The 25,781-nt window shown below is 58.1% G+C and carries 19 protein-coding genes; 8 read left to right on the top strand and 11 right to left on the bottom strand.

Annotated elements, in window-relative coordinates; all coding sequences use genetic code 11:
- Window positions 1-27 precede the first annotated feature (27 nt).
- The 7 genes from AC1ME2_RS11595 (at window position 28) to hemE (ending at window position 12,950) form a co-directional block, all read left to right on the top strand.
- Complete coding sequence (locus tag AC1ME2_RS11595) at window positions 28-2,115, top strand: type IV pilus secretin PilQ (protein WP_480441269.1); 2,088 nt, start codon at window positions 28-30, stop codon at window positions 2,113-2,115.
- Between the two features lie 4 nt (window positions 2,116-2,119).
- Window positions 2,120-2,638 (top strand): shikimate kinase AroK, encoded by a 519-nt coding sequence (gene aroK / locus AC1ME2_RS11590; protein ID WP_480441267.1) that lies wholly within the window; start codon window positions 2,120-2,122, stop codon window positions 2,636-2,638.
- A gap of 147 nt (window positions 2,639-2,785) precedes the next feature.
- Entirely contained in the window at window positions 2,786-3,889 is a 1,104-nt protein-coding gene (gene aroB, locus AC1ME2_RS11585; protein ID WP_480441265.1) for a 3-dehydroquinate synthase, read from the top strand.
- A gap of 9 nt (window positions 3,890-3,898) precedes the next feature.
- Window positions 3,899-5,497, top strand: a complete 1,599-nt coding sequence (locus AC1ME2_RS11580) for an AAA family ATPase (RefSeq protein WP_480441263.1) — start codon at window positions 3,899-3,901, stop codon at window positions 5,495-5,497.
- Between the two features lie 357 nt (window positions 5,498-5,854).
- On the top strand, window positions 5,855-10,300 hold the full coding sequence (gene gltB / locus AC1ME2_RS11575) for a glutamate synthase large subunit (protein ID WP_480441261.1): 4,446 nt from the start codon (window positions 5,855-5,857) through the stop codon (window positions 10,298-10,300).
- 32 nt (window positions 10,301-10,332) lie between these two features.
- Window positions 10,333-11,751: an FAD-dependent oxidoreductase gene (locus AC1ME2_RS11570; protein WP_480441259.1), complete on the top strand. Its 1,419-nt coding sequence runs from the start codon at window positions 10,333-10,335 to the stop codon at window positions 11,749-11,751.
- 131 nt (window positions 11,752-11,882) lie between these two features.
- A complete protein-coding gene (gene hemE / locus AC1ME2_RS11565) occupies window positions 11,883-12,950 on the top strand; it encodes a uroporphyrinogen decarboxylase (protein ID WP_480441257.1) in 1,068 nt (355 codons plus the stop codon).
- Window positions 12,951-13,019: 69 nt separating this feature from the next.
- Here hemE and AC1ME2_RS11560 read toward each other — a convergent pair whose 3' ends face one another.
- The gene (locus AC1ME2_RS11560; RefSeq protein ID WP_480442100.1) at window positions 13,020-14,258 is read right to left on the bottom strand and encodes an MFS transporter; all 1,239 of its coding nucleotides are present in this window, start codon (window positions 14,256-14,258) and stop codon (window positions 13,020-13,022) included.
- A gap of 151 nt (window positions 14,259-14,409) precedes the next feature.
- On the opposite strand from AC1ME2_RS11560, the gene AC1ME2_RS11555 reads away from it, so the two are divergent.
- Window positions 14,410-15,306, top strand: coding sequence for a LysR family transcriptional regulator (locus tag AC1ME2_RS11555; protein ID WP_480441255.1), 897 nt, complete (start codon window positions 14,410-14,412; stop codon window positions 15,304-15,306).
- 384 nt (window positions 15,307-15,690) lie between these two features.
- Here the strand turns inward: AC1ME2_RS11555 and AC1ME2_RS11550 are convergent, their stop codons facing one another.
- The 10 genes from AC1ME2_RS11550 to AC1ME2_RS11505 form a co-directional block, all read right to left on the bottom strand.
- Window positions 15,691-16,083, bottom strand: coding sequence for a tail fiber assembly protein (locus tag AC1ME2_RS11550; protein ID WP_480441253.1), 393 nt, complete (start codon window positions 16,081-16,083; stop codon window positions 15,691-15,693).
- The gene (locus AC1ME2_RS11545) at window positions 16,084-17,625 is read right to left on the bottom strand and encodes a hypothetical protein (protein WP_480441251.1); all 1,542 of its coding nucleotides are present in this window, start codon (window positions 17,623-17,625) and stop codon (window positions 16,084-16,086) included.
- Window positions 17,625-18,200, bottom strand: a complete 576-nt coding sequence (locus tag AC1ME2_RS11540; RefSeq protein ID WP_480441249.1) for a YmfQ family protein — start codon at window positions 18,198-18,200, stop codon at window positions 17,625-17,627. The genes AC1ME2_RS11545 and AC1ME2_RS11540 overlap by 1 nt, the downstream gene beginning before the upstream one ends.
- The gene (locus tag AC1ME2_RS11535) at window positions 18,200-19,267 is read right to left on the bottom strand and encodes a baseplate J/gp47 family protein (protein WP_480441247.1); all 1,068 of its coding nucleotides are present in this window, start codon (window positions 19,265-19,267) and stop codon (window positions 18,200-18,202) included. Before AC1ME2_RS11535 ends, AC1ME2_RS11540 begins: the two co-directional genes overlap by 1 nt.
- A 1-nt stretch (window position 19,268) precedes the next feature.
- Complete coding sequence (locus AC1ME2_RS11530) at window positions 19,269-19,619, bottom strand: phage GP46 family protein (protein WP_480441246.1); 351 nt, start codon at window positions 19,617-19,619, stop codon at window positions 19,269-19,271.
- A gap of 82 nt (window positions 19,620-19,701) precedes the next feature.
- On the bottom strand, window positions 19,702-20,415 hold the full coding sequence (locus tag AC1ME2_RS11525) for a hypothetical protein (protein WP_480441244.1): 714 nt from the start codon (window positions 20,413-20,415) through the stop codon (window positions 19,702-19,704).
- A 55-nt stretch (window positions 20,416-20,470) separates the two neighbouring features.
- Window positions 20,471-21,031: a phage baseplate assembly protein domain-containing protein gene (locus tag AC1ME2_RS11520; protein WP_480441242.1), complete on the bottom strand. Its 561-nt coding sequence runs from the start codon at window positions 21,029-21,031 to the stop codon at window positions 20,471-20,473.
- On the bottom strand, window positions 21,031-22,149 hold the full coding sequence (locus tag AC1ME2_RS11515) for a phage baseplate assembly protein (RefSeq protein ID WP_480441241.1): 1,119 nt from the start codon (window positions 22,147-22,149) through the stop codon (window positions 21,031-21,033). The genes AC1ME2_RS11520 and AC1ME2_RS11515 overlap by 1 nt, the downstream gene beginning before the upstream one ends.
- Window positions 22,133-23,458 carry a DNA circularization protein gene (locus AC1ME2_RS11510; RefSeq protein WP_480441240.1) on the bottom strand — a complete coding sequence of 442 codons (1,326 nt, stop codon included), beginning with the start codon at window positions 23,456-23,458 and terminating at the stop codon, window positions 22,133-22,135. Before AC1ME2_RS11510 ends, AC1ME2_RS11515 begins: the two co-directional genes overlap by 17 nt.
- Window positions 23,455-25,680 carry a phage tail tape measure protein gene (locus AC1ME2_RS11505; RefSeq protein WP_480441239.1) on the bottom strand — a complete coding sequence of 742 codons (2,226 nt, stop codon included), beginning with the start codon at window positions 25,678-25,680 and terminating at the stop codon, window positions 23,455-23,457. Before AC1ME2_RS11505 ends, AC1ME2_RS11510 begins: the two co-directional genes overlap by 4 nt.
- Window positions 25,681-25,781: the final 101 nt, after the last annotated feature.

The following is a 25,781-nucleotide window of genomic DNA, read 5'->3' as shown; positions in this document are numbered from 1 at the left end:
CTCGGCTCAGCACAACGGAAATTGATAATGACTAGGATTTTCTCGGTTATCGGTGTTTCGCTATGGATAGCGATGGCTTCGCCGATGCTCCAGGCAGCTAATTTGAAAGCGCTGGATGTCGCCGCTTTGCCAGGAGATCGGGTCGAGTTGAAGCTGACCTTCGACGGCCCTATCGCCGCACCGCACGGCTATACCACCGAGCAGCCGGCACGAATTGCCCTGGATTTGCCCGGTGTGACCAGTCAACTGGCGACCAAAAGTCGCGACCTGGGCATGGGTAATGCGCGTAGCGTGGTAGTGGTCGAGGCCAAAGACCGTACGCGCGTGATTATTAATATGACGGTATTGGCGCCTTACAGCTCGCGGGTCGAGGGTAACAACCTGTTCGTCGTCGTGGGCAAGGGGGCGGCGTCTGCTCAGGGTTCCCAGCCAGTCGCTGCGAAGGGCGCTGCACGGGTTTCAGTTCCGGCTTCAGCGCCTGCCAAGCCCTACGTGTCCATGGGTAAGGCGATCAGGAACATCGATTTCCAGCGCGGTGCGTTGGGCGAGGGTAATGTCGTCATCGAGCTGAGCGACCCGGGCATCGCTCCGGACATTCAGGAGCAGGGCGGCAAGATTCGCGTGGATTTCGCCAAAACCCAGTTGCCGGAGCCTTTGCGCGTTCGACTGGACGTCAAGGATTTCGCCACACCTGTGCAGTTCGTCAATTCCAGCACAGTGGGGGACAAAGCCAGTATCAGCATCGAGCCGACAGGGGCATTTGATTATTCTGCCTATCAAACGGACAACAAATTGACCATCAGTGTGCGGCCGCTGACGACTGAGGACCTGGACCGACGCAACGCAGACAAGCCCGTCTACACCGGGGAAAAACTGTCGCTGAACTTCCAGGAAATCGACGTTCGCTCGGTCCTGCAATTGATTGCCGATTTCACCAACCTCAACCTGGTTGCCAGTGACACGGTGCAGGGCGGGATTACCTTGCGCTTGCAGAATGTGCCGTGGGATCAGGCGCTGGATCTGGTGCTGAAAACCAAAGGCTTGGATAAACGTAAAATTGGTAATGTCCTGTTGGTTGCGCCAGCGGATGAAATCGCCGCCCGCGAACGTCAGGAGCTGGAGTCAATGAAGCAGATTGCCGAGTTGGCGCCGTTGCGTCGCGAGCTGCTGCAAGTGAACTACGCCAAGGCTGCAGACATCGCCAAGCTGTTCCAGTCGGTCACCAACGCCGATGCGAAAACCGATGAGCGCGGCTCGATCACCGTTGATGATCGCACTAACAACATCATTGCCTACCAGACTCAGGACCGTCTCGATGAGCTGCGCCGGATCGTCTCGCAGCTGGATATACCGGTGCGTCAGGTGATGATCGAAGCCCGCATCGTCGAAGCTAACGTCGGTTACGACAAAGCGTTGGGCGTGCAATGGGGTGGCTCGACGAATGCTAGCGGTAACGGCAAGTTCACTGCCGGCGGGCGTGGGTTGGTGACTACGGCTACGGGCACGACACCTAACCTCAACTCCCCGTATGTCGACATGGGGGCGGCCAATGCAACCTCGGCGATCGGTATCTCATTCTTGACCGATAACACGCTGCTGGACCTTCAGCTCAGTGCCATGGAAAAAACCGGCAACGGTGAAGTCGTCTCCCAGCCCAAGGTTGTGACCTCCGACAAAGAGACCGCGAAAATTCTCAAAGGTACTGAAATTCCGTATCAGCAAGCCAGCTCCAGCGGCGCGACGAGCATTGAATTTAAACTGGCGGTCCTCTCGCTGGAAGTGACTCCGCAGATTACCCCGGACAACCGTATCATCATGGAGGTCAAGGTCACCAAGGATCAGCCGGATTACGCCAATGCTGTCCTCGGCCAGCCGCCTATCAACAAAAACGAGGTCAATGCGAAGGTGCTTGTTTCCGACGGTGAGACCATCGTCATCGGCGGAGTATTTTCCAATACGCAAACTAAAACCGTCGACAAGGTGCCATTTCTCGGCGATGTCCCGTATGTTGGCCGGCTTTTCCGGCGTGACGTGGTTTCAGAGGCAAAATCCGAGCTGCTGGTATTCCTGACTCCGCGTATCATGAACAACCAGGCGATTGCTGTGAGTCGTTGATTCTGTGCGAAATTTGATACTTGTTGGACCGATGGGGGCAGGCAAAAGCACCATCGGTCGTTTGCTGGCCAAAGAGCTGCGATTGCCGTTCAAAGATTCCGACAAGGAAATTGAACTGCGTACCGGCGCCAATATCCCGTGGATTTTCGATAAGGAAGGCGAGCCGGGCTTTCGCGACCGCGAGCAGGCGATGATCGCTGAGCTGTGCGCATCCGACGGTATCGTGCTGGCGACTGGCGGTGGCGCTGTGATGCGCAGTGAAAACCGTCAGGCTCTGCATGCTGGTGGGCGTGTGGTGTATTTGCATGCCTCGGTGGAGCAGCAGGTCGGACGTACCGCCCGTGATCGCAACCGGCCCTTGCTGCGTAACGCCGACCCTGCGCGCGTGTTGCGCGAACTACTGGCAATCCGTGATCCGCTCTACCGGGAAATCGCCGATCTGGTGGTGGAAACCGATGAGCGACCGCCGCGGATGGTCGTTCTGGACATTCTCATCCGCCTGGCCGAGCTTGCTCCCCGTTAATGTGCGTGCGGAAATGCGTTATCCTCCGGCGCATTACTGCCGCGTCGACAAGTGGCGTAAGGCCATGATTTTTATCACCACCATGATTTTATAACCTGAATTCAGCGATGGCGCGGCATGCGCATTTGTTAATCAACGTGGGGACACATGCAGACACTTAAGGTCGATCTGGGCGAGCGAAGCTACCCGATTTACATTGGCGAAGGCTTGTTGGATCGGCCTGATCTCCTGGCGCCGCACATCGCCGGACGGCAGGTGGCGATTGTTTCCAATGCGACCGTTGCGCCTCTCTACCTTGAACGATTGACCCGCACGCTGAGCGCTTACAACGTGCTGCCAGTGATACTTCCCGATGGTGAAGCCTTCAAAAACTGGGAAACGTTGCAAACTATTTTCGACGCCTTGCTCACGGCTCGGCATGATCGCCGCACCACCGTTATCGCCTTGGGCGGCGGGGTTATTGGTGACATGGCCGGTTTTGCTGCGGCCTGTTATCAGCGCGGCGTGGACTTCATCCAGGTGCCGACCACCTTGCTGTCCCAGGTGGACTCGTCGGTGGGTGGCAAGACCGGGATCAACCATCCGCTGGGCAAGAACATGGTGGGCGCTTTCTATCAGCCCAATGTGGTGCTGATCGACACCGCCACGCTCAATACCTTGCCTGCGCGCGAGTTGTCGGCGGGTCTGGCTGAGGTCATCAAATACGGCCTGATCTGCGATGAGCCGTTCCTGGTTTGGCTGGAAGAAAACGTCGATCAGTTGCGGGCCCTTGATCAAGCGGCCCTGACGGTTGCCATTGAGCGCTCTTGTGCGGCCAAGGCTGCGGTGGTCGGTGCCGATGAGCGTGAGACGGGTGTGCGTGCGACCCTGAACCTGGGCCATACCTTTGGTCATGCTATCGAAACCCACATGGGTTATGGCGTCTGGCTGCATGGTGAAGCCGTGGCGGCGGGCACCGTGATGGCGCTTGAAATGTCTGCGCGTCTGGGGTGGATCACCTCGCAGGAGCGTGATCGCGGGATTCGTCTGTTTCAGCGCGCAGGGCTGCCGGTCGTGCCGCCAGAAGAGATGACCGAGGATGACTTCCTTGAGCACATGGCAATCGACAAGAAGGTGATCGATGGTCGCTTGCGTCTGGTCCTGCTACGGCGGATCGGCGAGGCCGTTGTGACTGCCGATTATCCAAAAGAAGTATTACAGGCCACGCTGGGAGCGGACTACCGCGCCTTGGTGGATCAGCTTAGAGGTTAATGAGAATCCATGACTAGTTTGCACGCCGACGAGGCCTTTCTCGGCCATTTCCAGTTGAGTCATGACCCCTTTGCTGCGCGGGTACCTGGCTTCAAGTTCTTCCCGGCTCAGCGTAAACCGGTGCTCGGTCAGCTTCATCATTTGGCACGCTATAGCCAATTGCTGTTAGTGGTCACGGGCCCCCAAGGCAGCGGTAAAACGTTGCTGCGTCAGGCGTTGGTCGCCAGCACCAACAAGCAATCAGTGCAGAGTGTGGTGGTTTCTGCGCGTGGCGCCAGCGACGCTGCGGGCGTCATGCGCCAGGTGGCTCAGGCGCTGAATGTGGCTCAGGCGGAAATGCGCGCCATCTTGTCTCAGGTCGTGCAATTGGCGCTGACCGGACAGGAGGTCTACTTATTGGTGGACGACGCCGAACAACTTGGCGAATCCGCACTCGAAGCTTTGCTCGGATTGGCAGCAGGCACGCCGGAAGGTCGCCCGCATGTGTTCCTGTTCGGCGAGTCGTCATTGATCGACCGTCTGGATCAGCTCAGCGCCGAGGAAGAACGTTTCCACGTCATTGAGCTGCAACCGTACACCGAAGAAGAAACCCGCGAGTACCTGGCTCAGCGCCTGGACGGTGCAGGTCAAGGCATCGAGTTGTTCACGGCTGATCAGATCACCGAGATACATGAGCACTCCGATGGTTGGCCGGGCGCGATCAACCAGGTCGCCCGCGATGCAATGATCGAAGCGATGATCGCCAGCCGCACAGCGGTCAAGCGTCCAAGTATGGGGTTCAAAATGCCGAAGAAACATGTGTTGGCTTTGGGTGCAGTAGTCGTGGTCGGGATAATGGCCGCATGGCTGATGCCAGGCCGCAGCAGCAATAACAGCGCCACCGCGCCTGCTACGCCACCGGCGAATGCGCAAGCACAACTGCCGCTGGGTCAGGGGCAGCCAAGTGCTCAACAATCGAATAATCAGGGTGGCCCGGCCATTGAGTTTGCCGGTAACTCGCAGCCGATGCCTTTGCCTCTGGTCGGCAAGTCGCAACCTGTCATGCGTGGCCCTCTGGCCGAAGCTGGAGGCGATGGCGATAGCGATGAGGGTGGTCCCGTAAGCGGCCTCCAGCCGCCGACTGTTACGACCACTTCTCCGCCGGTGGGCGTGCCAGCAGGCCCGGTACCGACGCCTGCACCGACGCCAGCCCCCCGTCCTGTTGTCGCCGCCAAGCCTCTAGCGCCAGCGATCAAACCGGCGCCAGTCCAGGTCGCGACGGCCAAGCCAGCGCCCAAGGCTGTGGAGAAACCAGCTGTTGCCGCTGCCAAGCCGGCTTCGACCGGTAGCTGGTATGCCGGCCAGGCACCTGCCCACTATGTCGTGCAAATCCTAGGTACCAGCTCGGAAGCCACTGCCCAGACGTTCGTAAAAGAGCAAGGTGGCGAGTACCGGTACTTCAAGAAAACCCTGCAGGGCAAACCCCTGTATGTCGTGACCTACGGCAGTTTTCCTGACCGCGCTGCTGCTCTTGCAGCCATCCAGGTATTGCCAGCCAAGGTTCAGGCTGGTAAACCTTGGCCTCGTACTGTCGCCAGCGTCCAACAGGATCTGGCTGCAACGCACTGAAGTCGCAGCGGCCTTATCCAGGCCGCTGGCACTGCACTCCCGGAATATCGCATGTGCGTGCTGCTTTCGAGCAGCGCGCCTTGTGGTGTCTGCGTCCCAGACGTCATAAATGTTTTGGGGCGCGCAGGCTGGGCTCGTAAAAATGCTTGAGCTAGCACATTATCTGGCTTTAAACCTTTCATTAATGCGACATAGATTTACGGCTGTTGGTCGTTAAATTTGTGAGCCTTTGTGTCGGTGTGTACAATGACCTCCCATTTGCCCCCGCAAAGCTGGCACACGTCCGGCGCGGATGGTAAGTGTTTGAATTGAAGAGAAATTTGCCTCGACAAGAGGCAGCCTGGTGAGAAAGTGTCTATGAAAGCAGGTCTGTACCATCCAGATGAATTCAAGGATAACTGTGGTTTCGGCCTGATTGCGCATATGCAGGGCGAACCCAGTCATAACCTGTTGCAAACGGCTATCGAAGCCCTGACCTGCATGACCCACCGCGGTGGGATCAACGCCGACGGCAAGACCGGCGACGGCTGTGGCCTGTTGATACAGAAACCGGATCTGTTCCTGCGCGCAATCGCCAGCGAACACTTCGGCAGCGATTTGCCCAAGCAGTACGCCGTCGGGATGGTGTTCTTCAATCAGGACACCGCCAAGGCAGAAGCAGCGCGCGAGAACATGAATCGCGAAATCCTGGCCGCAGGCCTGCAACTGATCGGTTGGCGCAAAGTACCCATCGACACCAGCGTGCTCGGCCGCCTGGCCCTGGAGCGTCTGCCGCAAATCGAGCAGGTGTTCATTGGTGGCGAAGGTTTGAGCGATCAGCAGTTCGCGATCAAGCTGTTCAGCTCCCGTCGCCGGTCATCGGTAGCTAACGCCGCGGACACCGATCACTACATCTGCAGCTTTTCGCACAAGACCATCATCTATAAAGGCTTGATGATGCCGGCGGACCTGACGGCCTTCTACCCGGACCTCAGTGACAAACGCCTGCAAACTGCGATTTGCGTGTTCCACCAGCGCTTTTCCACCAACACCCTGCCGAAATGGCCGCTGGCTCAGCCGTTCCGTTTCCTTGCCCATAACGGCGAGATCAACACCATCACGGGCAACCGCAACTGGGCACAGGCCCGTCGCACCAAGTTCGCCAATGAGTTGATCCCCGATCTGGAAGAACTGGGCCCGCTGGTTAACAGCGTGGGCTCCGACTCTTCGAGCATGGACAACATGCTTGAGCTGATGGTCACTGGTGGTATCGACCTGTTCCGTGGCGTGCGCATGCTCATTCCGCCTGCGTGGCAGAACGCCGAGACCATGGACGCCGAACTGCGCGCGTTCTACGAATACAACTCCATGCACATGGAACCGTGGGATGGCCCGGCCGGCGTGGTCATGACCGATGGTCGCCATGCGGTCTGCCTGCTCGACCGTAACGGTCTGCGCCCGGCACGCTGGGTCACCACCAAGAATGGCTACATCACCTTGGCGTCAGAGATTGGCGTGTGGAACTACCAGCCTGAAGACGTCATCGCCAAGGGCCGTGTCGGCCCAGGGCAGATCTTCGCGGTAGACACCGAGACCGGTCAGATCCTTGACACCGACGCCATCGACAACCGCTTGAAGTCGCGTCATCCGTACAAGCAGTGGCTGCGCAAGAACGCCTTGCGTATCCAGGCGACGCTGGCCGACGACCAAGGCGTGGCCAGCTACGACACTGACCAGCTCAAGCAATACATGAAAATGTTCCAGGTCACCTTCGAAGAGCGTGATCAGGTGCTGCGTCCGTTGGCCGAACAGGGTCAGGAAGCCGTTGGTTCGATGGGTGATGACACGCCAATGGCCGTGTTGTCCCAGCGTGTACGTACGCCTTACGATTATTTCCGTCAGCAGTTCGCGCAGGTGACCAACCCGCCCATCGACCCGCTGCGTGAAGCGATCGTCATGTCGCTTGAGATCTGCCTGGGTGCCGAGCGCAACATCTTCCAGGAATCGGCTGAGCACGCTTCACGCGTGATCCTCAGCACGCCGGTCATCTCTCCTGCGAAATGGCGCGCGTTGATGACCCTGGATCGTCCAGGTTTCGAGCGTCACTTCATCGACCTCAACTATGACGAGAGCCTCGGGCTCGAAGCCGCAGTGCGCAACATCGCCGATCAGGCCGAAGAAGCCGTGCGTGCCGGCAAGACCCAACTGGTGCTGAGTGACCGTAACATCGCGCCAGGCAGGTTGCCTGCTCACGCCTCGTTGGCGGTGGGTGCCGTGCATCACCGTCTGACCGCGTGTGGCCTGCGTTGCGACAGCAACATCCTAGTTGAAACGGCCACCGCTCGTGACCCGCACCACTTTGCAGTGTTGATGGGCTTCGGCGCGTCGGCGATCTACCCGTACCTCGCTTATGAAGTGCTGGCCGACTTGATCCGTACCGGCGAAGTGCTTGCGGACCTGGACGAAGCGTTCAAGTACTACCGCAAAGGCATCTCCAAAGGGCTGCTGAAAATCCTGTCGAAGATGGGTATTTCGACCGTCGCGTCTTACCGTGGTGCGCAGTTGTTCGAAGCTATTGGCTTGGCCGATGAAATCGTCAACCTGAGCTTCCGTGGCGTGCCAAGCCGGATCAAGGGTGCGCGTTTCGTCGACCTCGAAGCCGAACAGAAGCTGTTGGCCCTCGAAGCCTGGAGCCCGCGCAAGCCGATCCAGCAGGGCGGTCTGCTCAAGTTTGTGTATGGCGGTGAATACCACGCGTACAACCCGGACGTTGTCAGCACCTTGCAAGCCGCCGTGCAGCAAGGTGATTACAGCAAGTTCAAGGAATACACGGCGTTAGTGGACAACCGTCCGGTGTCGATGCTTCGCGACCTGCTCAAGGTCACGACCCTCGATCAGCCGTTGGCGATTGAAGAAATCGAACCGCTGGAGAAAATCCTCAAGCGCTTCGACTCCGCGGGGATTTCCCTCGGCGCGCTGTCACCCGAGGCGCACGAAGCCTTGGCCGAAGCGATGAACCGCTTGGGCGCACGCTCTAACTCCGGTGAGGGCGGCGAAGACCCTGTGCGTTACGGCACGGCGAAAAGCTCGAAGATCAAGCAAGTAGCGACCGGCCGTTTTGGTGTTACCGCTGAATACCTGGTCAACGCCGAAGTGCTGCAGATCAAAGTCGCGCAGGGCGCCAAGCCCGGCGAAGGCGGGCAGTTGCCCGGTGGCAAGGTCAACGGTTTGATCGCCAAGCTGCGTTATGCGGTGCCTGGCGTGACCCTGATTTCACCACCGCCGCATCACGACATCTACTCCATCGAAGACTTGTCGCAGCTGATTTTTGACCTGAAACAGGTCAACCCTGCTGCGTTGGTTTCGGTCAAGTTGGTGGCAGAGGCGGGCGTTGGCACCATCGCGGCCGGTGTGGCCAAGGCTTACGCCGACCTGATCACCATCTCCGGTTACGACGGTGGCACCGGTGCTTCGCCGCTGACCTCGATCAAATACGCGGGCGCTCCGTGGGAACTCGGCTTGGCCGAAACGCACCAGACTCTGCGCGGCAACGACCTGCGCGGCAAAGTCCGGGTGCAGACCGATGGGGGTCTGAAAACCGGTCTGGACGTGATCAAGGCGGCCATTCTTGGCGCTGAAAGCTTCGGCTTCGGCACCGCGCCAATGATCGCCCTGGGCTGCAAATACCTGCGCATCTGCCACCTGAACAACTGCGCCACCGGCGTGGCGACGCAGAACGAGAAGCTGCGCAAAGATCACTACATCGGCACCGTCGACATGGTGGTGAACTTCTTCACCTTCGTCGCCGAAGAGACCCGTGAGTGGTTGGCCAAACTGGGCGTTCGCACCCTCGAAGAACTGATCGGGCGTACCGACCTGCTGGAAATCCTGCCAGGCGAAACCGCCAAGCAGCAGCACTTGGATTTGACGCCGCTGTTGGGTAGCGATTACATCCCGGCGGACAAGCCCCAATTCTGCAAAGTGGAGCGCAACCCGCCGTTTGATAAAGGCTTGCTGGCCGAGGAAATGGTCGAGATGGCCAAACCTGCAATCGTTGGCCTCAGCGGTGCGGACTTCTCGATGAATATTTGCAACTGCGACCGGTCCATCGGCGCGCGGATTTCCGGCGAAGTCGCCAAGCTGCACGGCAACCAGGGCATGGCCAAGGCGCCGATCACGTTCCGCTTCAAAGGCACGGCCGGGCAAAGTTTCGGCGTGTGGAACGTCGGTGGCTTGAACATGTACCTGGAAGGCGACGCCAACGACTACGTCGGCAAAGGCATGACCGGCGGCAAGCTGGTCATCGTTCCGCCCATTGGCAGCGCGTACAAGTCCCAGGACAGCGCCATCATCGGCAACACCTGTTTGTATGGCGCAACCGGCGGCAAACTGTTCGCGGCCGGTACGGCTGGCGAGCGTTTTGGCGTGCGAAACTCCGGTGCCCACACCGTCGTGGAAGGCACGGGCGATCACTGCTGTGAATACATGACAGGCGGTTTCGTCTGTGTACTGGGTAAAACGGGCTACAACTTCGGTTCCGGTATGACCGGTGGTTTCGCCTACGTGCTGGACCAGGACAACACCTTCGTTGACAAGGTCAACCACGAACTGGTGGAAATCCAACGGATCAGCGGCGAAACGATGGAGGCTTATCGCAGTCACCTGCAACGCGTGCTGGCCGAATACGTCGAGGAAACCAATAGTGAGTGGGGTCGCCACCTCACCGAAAACCTCGACGACTACCTGCGTCGGTTCTGGTTGGTCAAGCCTAAGGCTGCCAGCTTGAAATCGTTGCTTTCCAGCACCCGTGCCAACCCGCAGTGATATGCGCCTGAAGTGTTTGATGAGGTTTTAACATGGCTGAACGTCTGAATAATGACTTCCAGTTCATCGAGGTCGGGCGCAAAGATCCGAAGAAGAAACTGTTGCGTCAACGCAAGAAAGAGTTCGTAGAGATCTACGAACCGTTCAAACCCCAGCAGTCGGCCGATCAGGCCCACCGCTGCCTGGGTTGCGGTAACCCGTATTGCGAATGGAAGTGCCCGGTGCACAACTTCATTCCCAACTGGCTCAAGCTGGTGGCCGAAGGCAATATCCTGGCGGCCGCAGAGCTGTCGCACCAGACCAACACCCTGCCGGAAGTCTGCGGCCGGGTTTGCCCTCAGGATCGTCTGTGCGAGGGTGCCTGCACCCTTAACGACGGTTTTGGCGCGGTCACCATCGGTTCGGTGGAGAAATACATCACCGACACCGCCTTTGCCATGGGCTGGCGTCCAGACATGTCCAAGGTCAAATCGACCGGCAAACGTGTTGCGGTGATCGGTGCCGGGCCTGCGGGCCTGGGGTGTGCCGACGTGCTGGTGCGCGGTGGCGTGACCCCGGTGGTGTTCGACAAGAACCCGGAAATCGGCGGTCTGCTGACCTTCGGCATCCCGGAGTTCAAGCTGGAAAAAAGCGTGCTGAGCAATCGCCGCGAAGTCTTCACCGGCATGGGTATCGAGTTTCGCCTCAATACCGAAGTCGGCAAAGACGTCACCATCGATCAACTGCTTGAAGAATACGATGCCGTGTTCATGGGCATGGGCACCTACACCTACATGAAGGGTGGCTTTGCCGGTGAAGACCTGCCAGGCGTGCACGATGCGCTGGATTACCTGATTGCCAACGTCAACCGCAATCTGGGCTTCGAAAAGTCGCCGGAAGATTTCGTCGACATGAAGGGCAAGAAGATTGTGGTGCTCGGCGGTGGTGACACCGCGATGGACTGCAACCGCACCGCGATCCGCCAGGGCGCCAAATCGGTGACCTGTGCTTATCGTCGCGACGAAGCGAACATGCCCGGCTCGCGCAAAGAAGTGAAGAACGCCAAGGAAGAAGGGGTGAGATTCCTCTATAACCGTCAGCCCATCGCTATCGTTGGCGAAGATCGGGTCGAAGGCGTTAAGGTGGTCGAGACCCGTCTCGGCGAACCAGACGCCCGCGGCCGCCGCAGCCCCGAGCCAATCCCGGGCTCCGAAGAAATCATCCCGGCTGATGCCGTGGTCATCGCATTCGGTTTCCGTCCAAGCCCGTCGTTGTGGTTTGAGGAGTTCAGCATCCAGACTGACAGCCAGGGTCGCGTCATTGCCCCGGAACAGGCGCAGTTCAAGCACCAGACCAGCAACCCGAAAATCTTCGCCGGTGGCGACATGGTTCGCGGGTCTGACCTGGTGGTGACAGCGATCTTCGAGGGCCGCAACGCTGCCGAAGGGATTCTGGATTACCTGGGGCTGTGATCACCCCGACAGGGTGGCGTGGCCTCTGATTTCTGCGACAAATTGCCTCAATATATAAAAGGCACGGCTCATGCCGTGCCTTTTGCGTTGCGCTCTGAGAAAATACCCGCACTTTTTAACCGGATGCCGACATGACTGCCCTGAAGAACGACCGTTTCCTTCGTGCCCTGCTCAAGCAACCCGTCGATGTCACCCCGGTGTGGATGATGCGTCAGGCCGGTCGCTACCTGCCGGAATACCGCGCCAGTCGGGCCAAGGCCGGTGATTTCATGAGCTTGTGCATGAACCCGGAGTTCGCGTGCGAAGTCACTCTGCAACCGCTGGATCGCTACCCGCAACTGGACGCGGCGATCCTGTTTTCTGACATTCTGACCATCCCCGACGCCATGGGCCTGGGCCTGTACTTCGAAACCGGGGAAGGTCCGCGCTTCAAAAAAACCGTCTCCACCCTGGCCGATATCGAAGCCCTGCCGATTCCTGATCCGCAGAAAGACCTGGGTTATGTGATGGACGCGGTCAGCACCATCCGCCGTGAACTCAACGGCCGTGTACCGCTGATCGGCTTCTCCGGCAGCCCATGGACCCTGGCGACCTACATGGTCGAAGGCGGCTCGTCGAAAGACTTCCGCAAGTCTAAGGCTATGCTCTACGACAACCCACAAGCCATGCACCTGCTGCTGGATAAACTGGCGCAGTCGGTGACCTCGTACCTCAACGGCCAGATTCTCGCGGGCGCGCAAGCGGTGCAGATCTTCGACAGTTGGGGTGGCAGCCTGTCGGACGCCGCGTATCAGGAGTTCTCCCTGGCCTACATGCGTAAAATTGTCAGCGGCCTGATCCGTGAACACGACGGGCGCAAAGTGCCGGTCATCCTGTTCACCAAAGGCGGCGGGCTGTGGCTTGAAAGCATCGCCGACGCCGGTGCTGATGCCTTGGGCCTGGACTGGACCTGCGACATCGGAGAAGCACGTCGACGCGTCGGCAACAAAGTCGCGTTGCAAGGCAACATGGACCCTACCGTGCTTTACGCTAACCCTACCGCCATCCGCACCGAAGTCGCCCGCATCCTCGCCCGCTATGGCAGCGGCACGGGCCACGTCTTCAACCTCGGTCATGGCATCACCCCAGAAGTCGACCCAGCCAACGCAGGCGTCTTCATGGAAGCTGTGCACGAACTGTCGGCGCAATATCACCAGTAAGCTGTCTGCGGCCGCTTAGCGACCCATCGCGGGCAAGCGTGCGTAGGCGCGCGCTTGCCCGCGACGCTTTCAGTAGGGAGTCACCAGTGGCGCCAACCTGGCTAAACGAACAGCCACCGCCAGGGCGATCAGCAGCAATACGCCGATGAACAGGCCAATGCCATTCCAGCCCGCGTAGTGCCAGAACATCCCACCTGCGGTACCGGCCACGCTGGAGCCTGCGTAGTAGCAGAACAAATAGAGCGATGAAGCCTGGCCTTTGGCCTTGAGCGCACGGCGGCCGATCCAGCTGCTGGCGACCGAGTGGGCGCCGAAAAAGCCGAACGTGAACAGCAGTACGCCGACGATCACCAACGACAGCGGGGTGAACATCGTCAGGGCTATACCCGCCAGCATCAGCACAATCACCGACCACAAGACTTTACGCCGACCGAGTTTGTCGGCCAGCGCACCGATTTTCGCCGAACTGTAGATACCGGATAGGTACACCACGGAGAACAGTCCAACCAGCGATTGGCTCAGGTGGTAGGGCTCAGCCAGCAAGCGATAGCCGATGTAGTTGAACAACGTGACGAAAGAGCCCATCAGCAGGAAGGCTTCGAGAAACAGCCACGGCAGAGCGGCATCGCGAAACTGCAGGATGAAGCCATCCAGCAGGCTGCGAGGGTGCAGCGAGCGAGGACGGAAGTTGCGTGATTCCGGGAGGATCTTCCAGAACACTGTCGCGGCGATCATTGCCAAACCGCCAATGATCAGCATCGCCGTATGCCAGCTAATAAAGTCGACCAGGACCCCTGTGATAAGACGGCCGCTCATGCCGCCAATGGCGTTGCCGCCGATGTACAGGCCCATGGCCAGGCCGATGTGCTGCGGATGAATTTCTTCGCTGAGGTAGGTCATCGCTACCGCTGCCAGGCCGCTGAGCGACAGGCCGACTAAGGCGCGTGTCAACAGGATGCCCTCCCACGTCGGCATCAGTGCGCTGATCATGGTGAACAGCGCCGCGCAAAACAGTGCCGTCACCATCACAGGTTTACGCCCAAGCCGATCCGAAATGGGCCCGGTGATCAGTAAACCGATGGCGAGCATGCCAGTGGCCACCGAAAGAATCAGGCTGCTTTGCGCCGCGTTGATCGAAAACTCATGGGACAGGACTGGCATCATCGGCTGCACGCAATACAGCAGGGCAAAGGTTGCAAAGCCGCCAGAGAACAATGCCAGCACCGTGCGCATGAACATCGGCGTGCCTTTTTCGATGAAGATATCGCTCAACGCCATCGCGACATCGCTGGTGGGCGATGGCTCGATATGTTTAGAGAACGGGGCAGCAGCAGTTTTCACAATGGACCTCAGTGGGGCGGCGGGTCGGACAATGTGAAAAAGAATATAGCTTGCTAATGATCCTTTCCAATATATTGTTCGACCTGTTTAATATCTAAAACGACCTAATGGTGAATTCATGGAATTGCGTCATCTTCGGTATTTCATCGCGGTGGCCGAAGAACTGCATTTCGGCCGGGCCGCGCAGGCACTGGGTATCTCCCAGCCGCCGCTGAGCCAGCAAATTCAGGCTCTGGAGCATGAGGTAGGGGCGCGTTTGTTCGAACGCACCAATCGTCGGGTTGAGCTTAGCCAAGCCGGTAGGCTGTTTCTGGACGAGGCTCGTCTGGTGCTGGCCCAAGTCGACAAAGCCGCCGACGTGGCGCGGCGTGCGCAGTTGGGGCAGTTAGGTGAGCTGAAAATCGGTTTCACCTCATCGGCGCCCTTCAACTCAAGCATTCCACAGGCGATTTTTGCGTTCCGTCAGGCTTTCCCTGCGGTTCACCTGGCGTTGCAGGAAATGAGCAGCAAGGAAGTGGCCGAGTCACTGGTGGATGAATCGGTGCAGGTCGGCATCATGCGTCCGCTGCCCTTGCCGGAATCGTTGGTCGCCGTGGAGTTGTTCCGCGAGCCTCTGGTGGCGATTATCCGGGCTGACCATCCGTTGGCCGTGGGCAGTGAGAAAGGCCTGCAGCTGTCGGCGCTGGCGGCTGAGCCTTTCGTATTCTTCCCGCGCTCATACGGCAGCGGTTTGTACGCGCAACTATTGAACCTGGCGCGCGAGGCCGGCTTCAGTCCGCTGATCACTCAAGAGGCGGGCGAGGCGATGACGATTATCGGGTTGGTCGCAGCGGGGCTGGGCGTGACGGTGTTGCCTGCGTCTTACCAGCGCATGCGCATCGATGGCGTGGTTTACCGCACCTTGCTCGATGCCGACGCCAATACCGCAGTGTGGCTGGTGCAGCGCCGGGACCAGCACTCACCGATGGCCAAGGCATTTGTCGAGTTGTTGACCAAGCAGGCGGTAGCGCTGTAAGAGGCCCCGCCTTGTCTCCGACGCCGCGCTGTCGCGCAGAAAACTGGTTTTGATTTGTGTGTCGTGATCGGTGGCGGTGTGTCAGATAAGCCGCCTTCGCGAACAAGACTGCGCGTCCCGGTTACTCCTACAGAGATTTTGATCTGCCTGTAAGCGCGCGCCGGAATTGGCACCGCTTAACGCGATATTTGGCACAGATACGCACGATGAATGTCCTTGGTAATTAGCGCGGTGCTTGGCACTACCCACGCTTATCATCACCTCCTCAAAAAGCGCAGGCCGTGGGCGGCCCGATTTCCAAAATCGTGCTCAACTCAATTGTCACGTGAAGCGGCTACCGCACCAACAAGAAAACCGCCCGAAGGCGGCGCTGAATTCCTCGAATCACTCGGGTGCGCTAGGCCAGGCGGGAGCAAGTGGCATCAGGTCGATGCGATTGACCGCCACCCGGTATTGCTTCCATTTTTTCAGCAGCGCCGCTTCGTCCGGGGTGGCGTCATCCAGATCCACGGCATCTTGAAGCGGGGCAATGGCCAGCGCCGCCCGCGAAAGCAGCGAATCACGGGTGACCGTGTTGGCCAGCAGAATGTCTTCGGGGGCGGGAGGAACAATCGCAGGCGCGACAAACACGTCATCCACATAGCTCCAGCCGATACTCGCGGCCTCTGTCGCGACCGCACTATAGCCGTCCGCTGGTGACCAGTCGGACACGCCGTCCCAAATGATGGTGTTTTCGACCAGGCCCGTCGCGCTATTGATCAGTGCGTAAGTTCCCATTTATGCATACTCCTCGATAACTAAAACGCCTTGGGTTCCAACGATCCCAACTCTGGCAGCGGAAGAAATACTATTGGGCGACCCTCCTGAGCCTGCGCCATAGCCCGAACCCGGTGTCGATGCTGGCCCTCCTGCACCAAAGGGTGAACTGCCCCCCGTACCGGATATTGTCGACCCATTAGCCATGATGCCAACGGTTCCAGGGCTTCCCGTTGCATTAATAATATTTCCGCCTGTAGCTATACTTCCCGGTTGACCAGCGGAGCATAAGCCAGATACAGCTGTGGATACTGCTGGGCACCCCACCCCGCCGTTGCTGCCAGGCGCAGTAAGTAACGCACCAAAGGTGGTTGCGCCTCCAGCCCCACCAGCACCACCAGCAACGCCAGCAATGCCAGCGGAACCAATAGTCACCGCTTGGCTTGCGCCAATTGTTGCAGCCGATAACCATGCATCGAAGTTGCTGCCTGCAGCGGTTCCGCCTGGTGCCGATGACTGTGTTGACGTGGTAGCACTCGCGCTACCAGTGCCGCCGCTGCCTCCTGCGCCTCGCACACGAGCGTTATTCATACCGGGCGTGGGTACGTAGGTTCCGCTCGCCGTAATCACCTGGATATTCAGCAGGCGGCCGACGGCCTGGCCGAGCTGCATCGCGTGCTGGCTTTTCGTTCCGGGACCGATTTGCTCGGACGCCCCCGTGCAAAACAGCAGGATGTAAGCGCCGCCACCGATTGAGGTGTTCCATTGCACCCAGCAATCACCATTGGCAACGATCTCGCTGCCCTGTAGCGCCGAATGAGCACCGCCAACCAGTGCTACGACGCCCAGCCCGTCATTGAGTGTCGATGCGCCAGTGTTGGCGGTCTTGGCCTTGAATCGGATTGGTAGGCCTTCGGTGCGAGCAATGATTGCGGGCAGAAAGGCGCAGACGTAGGTGTTGGCCGTTCCGGTGTCCAGGGCGAACGATGAGGCACCAGACTGAAGCTGGGCCATTGTCGCCGCATGCTGGCTTTTCGTACCAGCGGTAACCTGAGTGGCACCACCAGAACTGTCGATCATCACCCACGAGCCAGTCCCGACAGTGCTGTTCCATTGCACCCATACCTCACCCGTAGGGACTATCTCTCCGCCCTGAAGAGCAGAATTCGCTCCACCAACGATTGGTCCTGCTGGCAAGCCGTTAGGACTAAAGGTGCTAGCCCCAGTATTCGCGGTTTTGGCCTTGAATTTCAGGGTCAGGCCGTCGGTCAAGGCTGCTATTGCTGGCGCATAAGCGACAACGTAAGCGTTCGCAACCCCGGTGTCTGCCGCATAAGCGCTAGCACTTTGCCGACCAAGAATTTGCAAAGCACTCAATAACTGGTCGTCGTGGGTAGGATCTAAAACAAGGCCAGCCCCTTCGACAACAGCAACCAGCTCGCGCTGAATGCTGTTTAACCAGACCGCTTTGAGTAGCGTGGGACTGACGCCCGCCCCCGGATTACCTTCGGTGTACTCACCCGCAGCGGTCGCCGAGGTGGTACTGCTCCCGATCTTTTGCATTAGTTGTCTCCGTAACCGAACAGCAAGATGGATTCAGCCGGTTTCATTTGGCTAAGCCGACATTCAAGGGATTTATTGCCCCACGCAGCCAGCGGGTCTCCAGCTCCGGTAATTCCAGCAACGGCATGGCTGATGGTCGTCGTCGGGGCGTTGACGCGCCAGGTGAACGCCCAATCGCCGCCGTAGATAGGGTCGCCAGCCCGCGCTATACCGGCGCGGGCTGGCCGGAAAGTGGTGATGGTGATGTCGTAGCCCAGGGTCTTGGCCACGGCGATAAAGAAGGCTTTGCTCTGGCCTCCACGTCCTGGCAGCTTGCTGACAATCGCTTGGACTCTCTGGCCAACGGACTGGGGAACACCGGTCAAACAGGGGTCGGGCAATGCCAGAACACGCTCCCAGTCAATCAGCCCATCGCCCGAGTCTGGGAATATGGCGCTGTAGACCGCATCCGCTTGTGTATCCGAAAAGGTCAAAGCGTTTGCTTCGGCCTCGATGGTAGCGGAGAGATTCGGCGCAGTGCCGTCGTAGGAACCGGGTGGCAATAGCAACCTGAGCTGATCGGCGAGCGTGGTCATCACAGCAGGCTCAAGGTGATGACACCTGGACGAATCCAACCAACCAGGGCCACGTCGTCGGAGGCGTTTACATTGCCAACCGGCGTAGTGACGGAGCGATCTGTGACGCCCGCCAGGTTGTTGATCATGGCCTCGATCTGCGAACGTTTTAGAGTGTCACGAGGTTTTAATGCTCCTAGCAAAGCGTTGTAAGCGGTCTGTGCGGTTGCCTGTACATCGACCATCAGGTAACCAGTGGCGAGTTCGACCTTAGCGGTAGAGTCGACAAGCCTGACGGTTGGCGCATAGACCCAAACGTCGGCGAAGACCGAACACTGACCCAGGATGTGCGCGAGGCAGTTGGCAATCACTTCTACCGAGGGAATGCCTGTGCTGGCGGTGATAACCACATCGACAGTCCCACCGCCTCGGCGATTGGGTAATGCCAGGGCGTCGGTTACGCCGTCCACTTCCTTGGCCCAGCGCTCGAAGTCATATGAGGCACCGCCTGCGGGTGGCTTTTGGATGATGTCGAGAAGACGAGCCAACAAGGACTCAATCTTTTCCAGGTCTTCACCCCCAGTGGTGCTGCCAATAAAGGTGGCTGCTGGATCCATTCCCAGAGGCGGACTGGTGAGTACCAGGTCGCCAGTCAGGTTGTTAAGTGTGATACCAACGCTTTGCGCTTCGACCAATACCGAAGCGGTGCCATCGGTGCCAAGTGTCGTGCTAGCCATTACATTGAATAGCTCACCAGAGGTGACATGCGTCAAGGTGGAACCTTGCAGCAGTCCGACGTCCGCGACACCGGTCAGCCCCACTGTGCCAGTGGCTGAAACGGGGTTTTTTCGAGGTACGCCACGAATCGCGGCGGCATGGACCACTTCGTCATCGTCGGCGGTGTCCGGGAAGATCTGACGGTACAGCCAGGCCAGCTTCTGATAAAGGCCTTCAATGGCAGCAGCAACAGCCGACGAACGAATGTAGTGGTCGCTGTCGATGCCGATATCGGCTTCGCTCTGGACGTTGCGAATATCCCTCAGGATGCCCGCGAGGATGATTTCCAATGATGGGGAGGAGAAGGCCATGTCAGATCACCCTTACAGGTTGGCGAAACACCTGCGGATTGCCGGTGGCGTCGATAATGTCGATAAGCAGGTTGAGCCAGCCGTTGTGCGGCTGCTCGGCGGTGACGGTGATCTTTTTGGCGCGGCCATCGTCGAGCAATGGCTTGAGTGCTTGCTCTGCATATTGCCTGGCAAGGACGCCCACTCGGGGAAGGTCTTTTTCGCGACGAAGTTCGTGCAGTCGGGAGCCCAGCGTGGGGTCACGCCACCAGCTACCGAGGGGAGTCATGAGGCGGATGTAGACGGCGTTTGCCAGCGTATTAATACGCTGGCCCGTCAAGTCGCCAGTGGTTGGGTTTATGCCTGCGTCCATGGGATACATGGTGCAGAGGTACACGCGGAGAGTGTATTTCAGGATGGTTTAAGGCTTGACCAGTCTGGGATGGAACAGAAAATCAATGCTTTTGGCTGAAAATCATGTGCTTGTTGACGTCTGCTTTGCGGCAATTGAGTGCAACGTCCGACAGGTCGCCAATATTAATTGCGCGGTAGTCTTCACCTGAAGTTCCGTTGTAGACAAAAACTCTGTATTCGCTCTGATGACTAAAGCAGTTCTTTTTCCGCATTATCGCTTGGTCCTCATCAAACGAACCGCTGAAGGTTTCAGGATCAAAATACTCAACCAAACCGCGCCCGACGGTGTTACCTGCCTGCACCTCCATCTTCAGCACTTTGTCCAGACGTTCGATGAAAACACGAGCCTCAATTATTGAGCAATAGTCACCCAAATCTCCCTTCTCGACGTCCAGCATCATGCTGGACTTCAGATCCTCAAACGTCTCAAACTTTAAGTCGTCATCACCGTAAATAGCTGACATACAGTAGACGTGATAGTCATCGTGGCGTGTTTGAGCAAACAAAACAGGTCCTGCGAAGCCTTGTATCAGATGGTCCTTACCGGTAACCGGATCTTGAATAGTCATACTTATCTGATCAGGCTGATACCAGCCAGACGTCCCCTCGTGCTTGTCACCAACATTGCATGCGTCCTGTTCCTCATACTCCTTAAAAAACTTCAAGCGGTTCATGTACAAATCACCGCGCAAGAAAGAATTACGATGTGCTTCCGTTTTAAAGAAGCGGACGAAGACATAAAGGCTTTTCGCCATGATTGTTTATCCATAAATTCGAGAGAGGGAATCGCTTCAGAGCAATACCAGAAACTCATTGGTTTTGCGATGGCGGCGGGCCGCTGCCATGGTTGTGCCCGTTATAAATATCCCGATCCGCCTGCATGCTCCGCGCATGGTCGGCGATTTCTGCTTCTGCCTTAATGTTTCCATCAATGTGCTGATCCCCCGTCATTTCAAACAGCGGCGTTTCAAAGCGCACCTTGATCCCGGCCTTGACCACCAGCGTATCGGTCACGACCTCAACCACCCGACCACGTTTCATATGCACGTAGTCACCTTCGTCGGTGTACAACGAAACTTCACCGTCCTGGAGCGTGAGCCGATATCGGCCGTCTTCGCTGGCCACCACGACGGTGTGCTTGCTATTACCGCCTACGGGAATGGCGAGATATTCGGCCCCAGGTAATGGCGCCGAGCTGAAGCCGTAATGCTGGAAAAGTTCGCCTGATACAGACTCGCCCGCCAAACCTTCCATCTCGGCGCCGATCAATTTGCCGTGGGTGTTGCGCGCAGCAGTTGCACGGAACGCCTGCCGGAAGTTGCTCATTACCCGCGTGACCTGTTCGCGGACCAGACGCGCCATAGTACTCATCAAAGCCCCTTGATCTGTTCTATAAAAGCCGCGTCCGGGTTGGACTTGCCTTTGTGTTTTTTCAGTTTGTTGCCATCCAATATCCACATCTTGTCTTCCCGCAAACGCAACTCGGTGATCTCACCTTCTCCACGGGAAAGTCTTAATGTACGGGCCATTAGGAAATAGATGCCGTCGAGTTCGTGCGGCTCACTGCGGACGATGACGCGTTGCCCTGGATTCCAGACTTGGCCATTGTTTGCACGGTGACCCTGAACGATGGCGCGGATCTCGAAACCTTCCAAGCGGCTATCGGCCAGCAGCTTACGGGCTCGGGTTGTGGCCATGTCCTGGTTCTCACTGGAACTATCGACCACCACCTTTGGGCGAAAGATTCCTCTGCGAGCCAGCGTGTCGTCATGAATGACCGAACGTAGGTGGGCGCGCTTGGTGTCGAGCCCATCATTGTCATACTGACCGTGCTGGCCGAGCACGGTGATTTGGCTAAAGCGGTTGGCGATAGAACGGCGCACGCTCAGGCGCTGAACGTTGTTGCCCACACCGTCCTGACGCAGGATCAGCGTGCCTACCGGGGCGGCGGTGTAGTCAGGCCCGCCAATGATCAAGCGACCGTCCGGCTCGATCCATGGCCATAAGCCGTTTGCCTCGGCCACTTGCAACAATGCTTCCCAGGCACTTTGGCCTGGCTCGACCTGGACACGTCGACGGGTCTTGGCTTTGTCAGCGCGGATCTCGACTTGGAAGATGCCCAAAGGTTTTACGACCTGGTCAAGTATCTGAGCCAAGGTGGCTTCACGCATCGACACGAAGGGAGCCGAACAGTCAACCAAGGGCGCCGCCCGGTCACGGCCGGTGATACGCATGGAAATGCCCTGGCGCGAGATGTCGTGTTCAAACTCATCAATCTGCCCGGTCAGCACCCGGTCACGGCCTAAGGTCAGAGAACACGGCGCGCCTTCTTTAAGTACGCTGGGCAGGCGAGTGGCGTCCTTGGTATACAGCTCCAGTTCGAAGCCGTCGGAGGGGGTTAACAGATCGGATTCAATGGACCAGCCATCCCAGGCGTCGTGGACCAAACCACCAATTGACAGCCGTATGGGTTCACTCTGCGTAGGCACGAAGCACCTCACCGGCCGGGATGTTGTGCGGCGTCTTTAAGTCGGGATTCAGACGAATTAGCTCCAGGGCGCGGGCGTGGTCTCCGTACCAGCGGTGGGCTAAAAGACGCAGGCTGGCAGGGGTTTCCACTACGCGGTCAATCATTGGAGGGCTCTGCAAGATGACCTGTCGGGCACCGGCCTGGATCAGTGCTGCGGTATTGCGCAACGCTTCGATGATCGGCCGCGAGGTTTCCACGTCATACAGCCGACGATGCAGCAGGATGGCTGCCTGCACGAGCGAGCGAACCAAATTAACCAGGCCCTCCAGCTCTATCGGACTTAGCGTCGGCGCTTTTCCTTCGTCCTCTATGACGATGGCCACCGCCTGCGCGTGAGCCAGAGCCAACTCAGTGATGACCAGGACCACCAATGCAAAGCCGCTGGCTGCGACAGGATCATCTGGCATGCCATTTGGCAGCAGATCGGAGTTAGGCGCGAGACCCTGTCGAGCACTGATTAAAAAGGCATTGCCTGCGCGGACTGCATCAGCGGTCAAACTTGCGCCGCCCGGCATACTGCTCGGAACGCCGGACCTGGACAGTAGATTGGTGGACGAACTGGGTGTGCTGCCTTGGATAGCACTGCGAATTTCCGTTGGGGTGCGGAACAAATCAATCAACGGATCAAACGCCGCTGATGGATTCCTCAGCATGGATGCTACGCCGGAGATTACTCCCAGGATCTGCGAGCGCAGCTGCTGTACGCGTAGAAAAATACCCGGCAAGCCCAGTGCCTTTTCTATAAGGCCGACCCAGCCGCCGCCGATCCACGACTGTATCTCGCTGACTAGCGAGTCGACCCTACCCAATAGATCGAAGACCCCGTCTTGCCAGGTGTATTCGTCCTCCGATTCAAGGACTCCGATATCGACGAACTCAAACTGTCGGACGAAGAATGGTAGGTCCGGGGTATTTTCCAGGAACAACAAGCTGACCTGGGCAGAGTCGGGGTTTTCGGCGCTGTGCTTAATATCCCAGGTATGACATACAACGCTGAGACTGCCATAGATCGGATGGATCAGTTCGCCGGGACCCATGGTGTCCAGAGCGCCCAGGATGTTCTGTAGCTCGATCTCGTAGTTAACGCCGAATACCACGACCTGCATCGGGAAACGTCGGGCACCACGACCGAGGTCAACGACTCTATCGCCATCCTTGAAAGGCGTGCCGTGTTCGGCCAGAGCGCGTTGCCCCTGATGGTTCTCTTCTACGACCTGGAGAGGCACGCCACGGAAGGACGCATCCAGTAGGGTTTCAGACCAACTCATTGGCCGCGCCTCATTTGAATGTCAGTTCGACGTTCGACCTCGGCCGTGATCATGCGTGAATCCGTGCGTACTTCGATGATCAACGGTTTGGCCAGTAGTGCTTGCAAACGCGCCGCTGCCGCCTGGGTTTCTGCACCCGCCCCGACAGCACGATTAGCCACACCCGCAGCCCAATCGTTCGCACCATCAACGGATTTACCAGATGCGGTTAATCCCGTGTCCTGGTGCGCCAGGCGTTGCGCTTGCGATGACAACCAATCAGATGTTTGGCCGGGGTTCTGTTCAGCTAGGGCAATACGGTTTCTATAGAACGCCGTCTGATAGGTGCGCTGACCATCGTCCAGCAGCTTATTGCGGGACAGCAGTTCCATCCGGTCTGTGTCTGTATTCTGACCCGTGGAACCACTTATTTGAGCGGTGCTGGCCGCCAGTGCCAGAGGGGCGAACCACGGAGCAAGAAAGCCTCCCGGTTTGCCCTTGGAGGGTGGCCCGGACGGTAAGTCTTGGAGACCGCCGCCACCACCGAGATTGCCGGGCCAGTTGGTAACGAACACCGATGTCACGCCTGTGGCTTCTTGCAGAACCTTGCCCACGGCGATGTTTTTTAGGGTTTCAGGTCCACCCATAAACTTGTTCAATAAGGCACCCGCACCTGCCTTGGCACCACGGCCTGCGTAGTACCCACCCACGCCGATGGCTGCACCACCGGCCAGCATCTGTTCACCGGACAAGTTCAGGTCATCGAGCAGATAACTACCCAAGTCCGCAAAGCCTTTATTGAGAGGAGTGGCCATGCGATCAATAGCCTGGCTGAGAGTAGCCTTAACACGCGAAGCGGTGCCGCTGGCACTTTCGGTGTTTTCCTTTAAGTCACGACCGAGGACAGGACCTGAATCTTTGATTTCCTTCGACTGTTTGGCGAACGTATTCAGGTGGTCGCCGCCCAACATGATTCGCATACCGCGCACGGTGTCCTGGTCCATACCTTTAAAGACGACGCCCATGAACTTGGCACGCTTCTCATCGGTGTCCATCTTGTCGTACTTACGCTTTAAATCACCGAATACGTCCTGGGGATTTCTTGAACTTCCGTCTTTATTGAAGAACTTCACTCCGCTGGATTTTTTTATCTGATCTCGATACTGCTTGTTGCTGAATACACGCAATGTAGATTCGGCAAGAGTGCCCAGGCGATCAGGTTGCATCTCGACCGTAGACAGCGTCTCGGTAAAGGCCAAGGCTTGAGCAATGGACATGCCCGCAGCGGCTGCCGCACCGCCGATTTTGGGGAAAAGGTCGGCTAGGTTTTCCAGTTCAGCATTGCCCAGCCGACCGGCAACGGTCATTTTTTGCAGCAGTTCCAGAGCTGCGCCATCTTTGTTCAAGTCGATGTTAAATGCACTGGCGCCTGCTACCACCGCTTTACCAAGGACTGCCGAGTCCGCGCCCGTCACAGCTGTCGCCTGGCCAATAGCATCGGCTGTCTTCTTGGCCGGTTCGTACTTCACACCAGATGCGATCAGCGTGTTGAAACCACTGTCTACGTCTTCACGACTTACACCGTAAGTTTTTGCGATCCGCCACCCTTCGTCCCGCCACTCGTCTTTCTGCGCTGGGGTCATATCTGCTGTTTGCTTAGTTCGGATCAACTGACGATCCAGCCGAGCATTACCGGACAATCCAGCCACCACTCCGAGACCTACGCCTAAACCAGCAAGCTGACCTTGTGCGCTCGATCCAAGCCCCTTGATACGGTCGAACTCCTGACGGACACCTGTGGCAATCGTTTTAAGGGTGCGTAGATGACGGCCGCTGTTCTGAGCCATACGGCGAAAGGATGATTCGGTTTTCTCAACGCTTTGTCGTAGTGGTTGAACACCTTGGCGGTCGGTGTTGGCCAGCTCTGCTTTCGCATCACGTGCAGCTTTTCGACCCGCCTCGGCCAACGCCTTGAATTCAGCTTCGGTCTTGCTCAATTCGATTCGCGTGTCAGCGCCAGCTTTGGCCGTCTCGCGCATTGCGTTACGGATTACCTTATAGCTGGTTGCACCGACTTGACCCACCTTGGAGATCGCCGTGCCAGCCTTCCAGCTTTCATCGGCCAAGGACTTGGCGCCTTCCTTACCGGCCTTGCGCAGGTCGCGGTTGATCTGCTCGATCTCGCGGCGGCTGTTGCCCGCATGTGCCTGGAAGCGAAGCGCGACGCGCAGATCGGAACTCATCAGATACTCCAGAAGGTCTTGCAGCTAAAAGAAAGGCCCTGCGTCGGGCCTGGAGTTATGCGGTTTTTTGCCCTTTCTTACGCTGGCGGTTGCTGACGTAA

It is taken from the genome of Pseudomonas sp. ASL9 (genome assembly GCF_056680335.1).
This window is presented reverse-complemented; position numbering and strand designations above follow the sequence as displayed.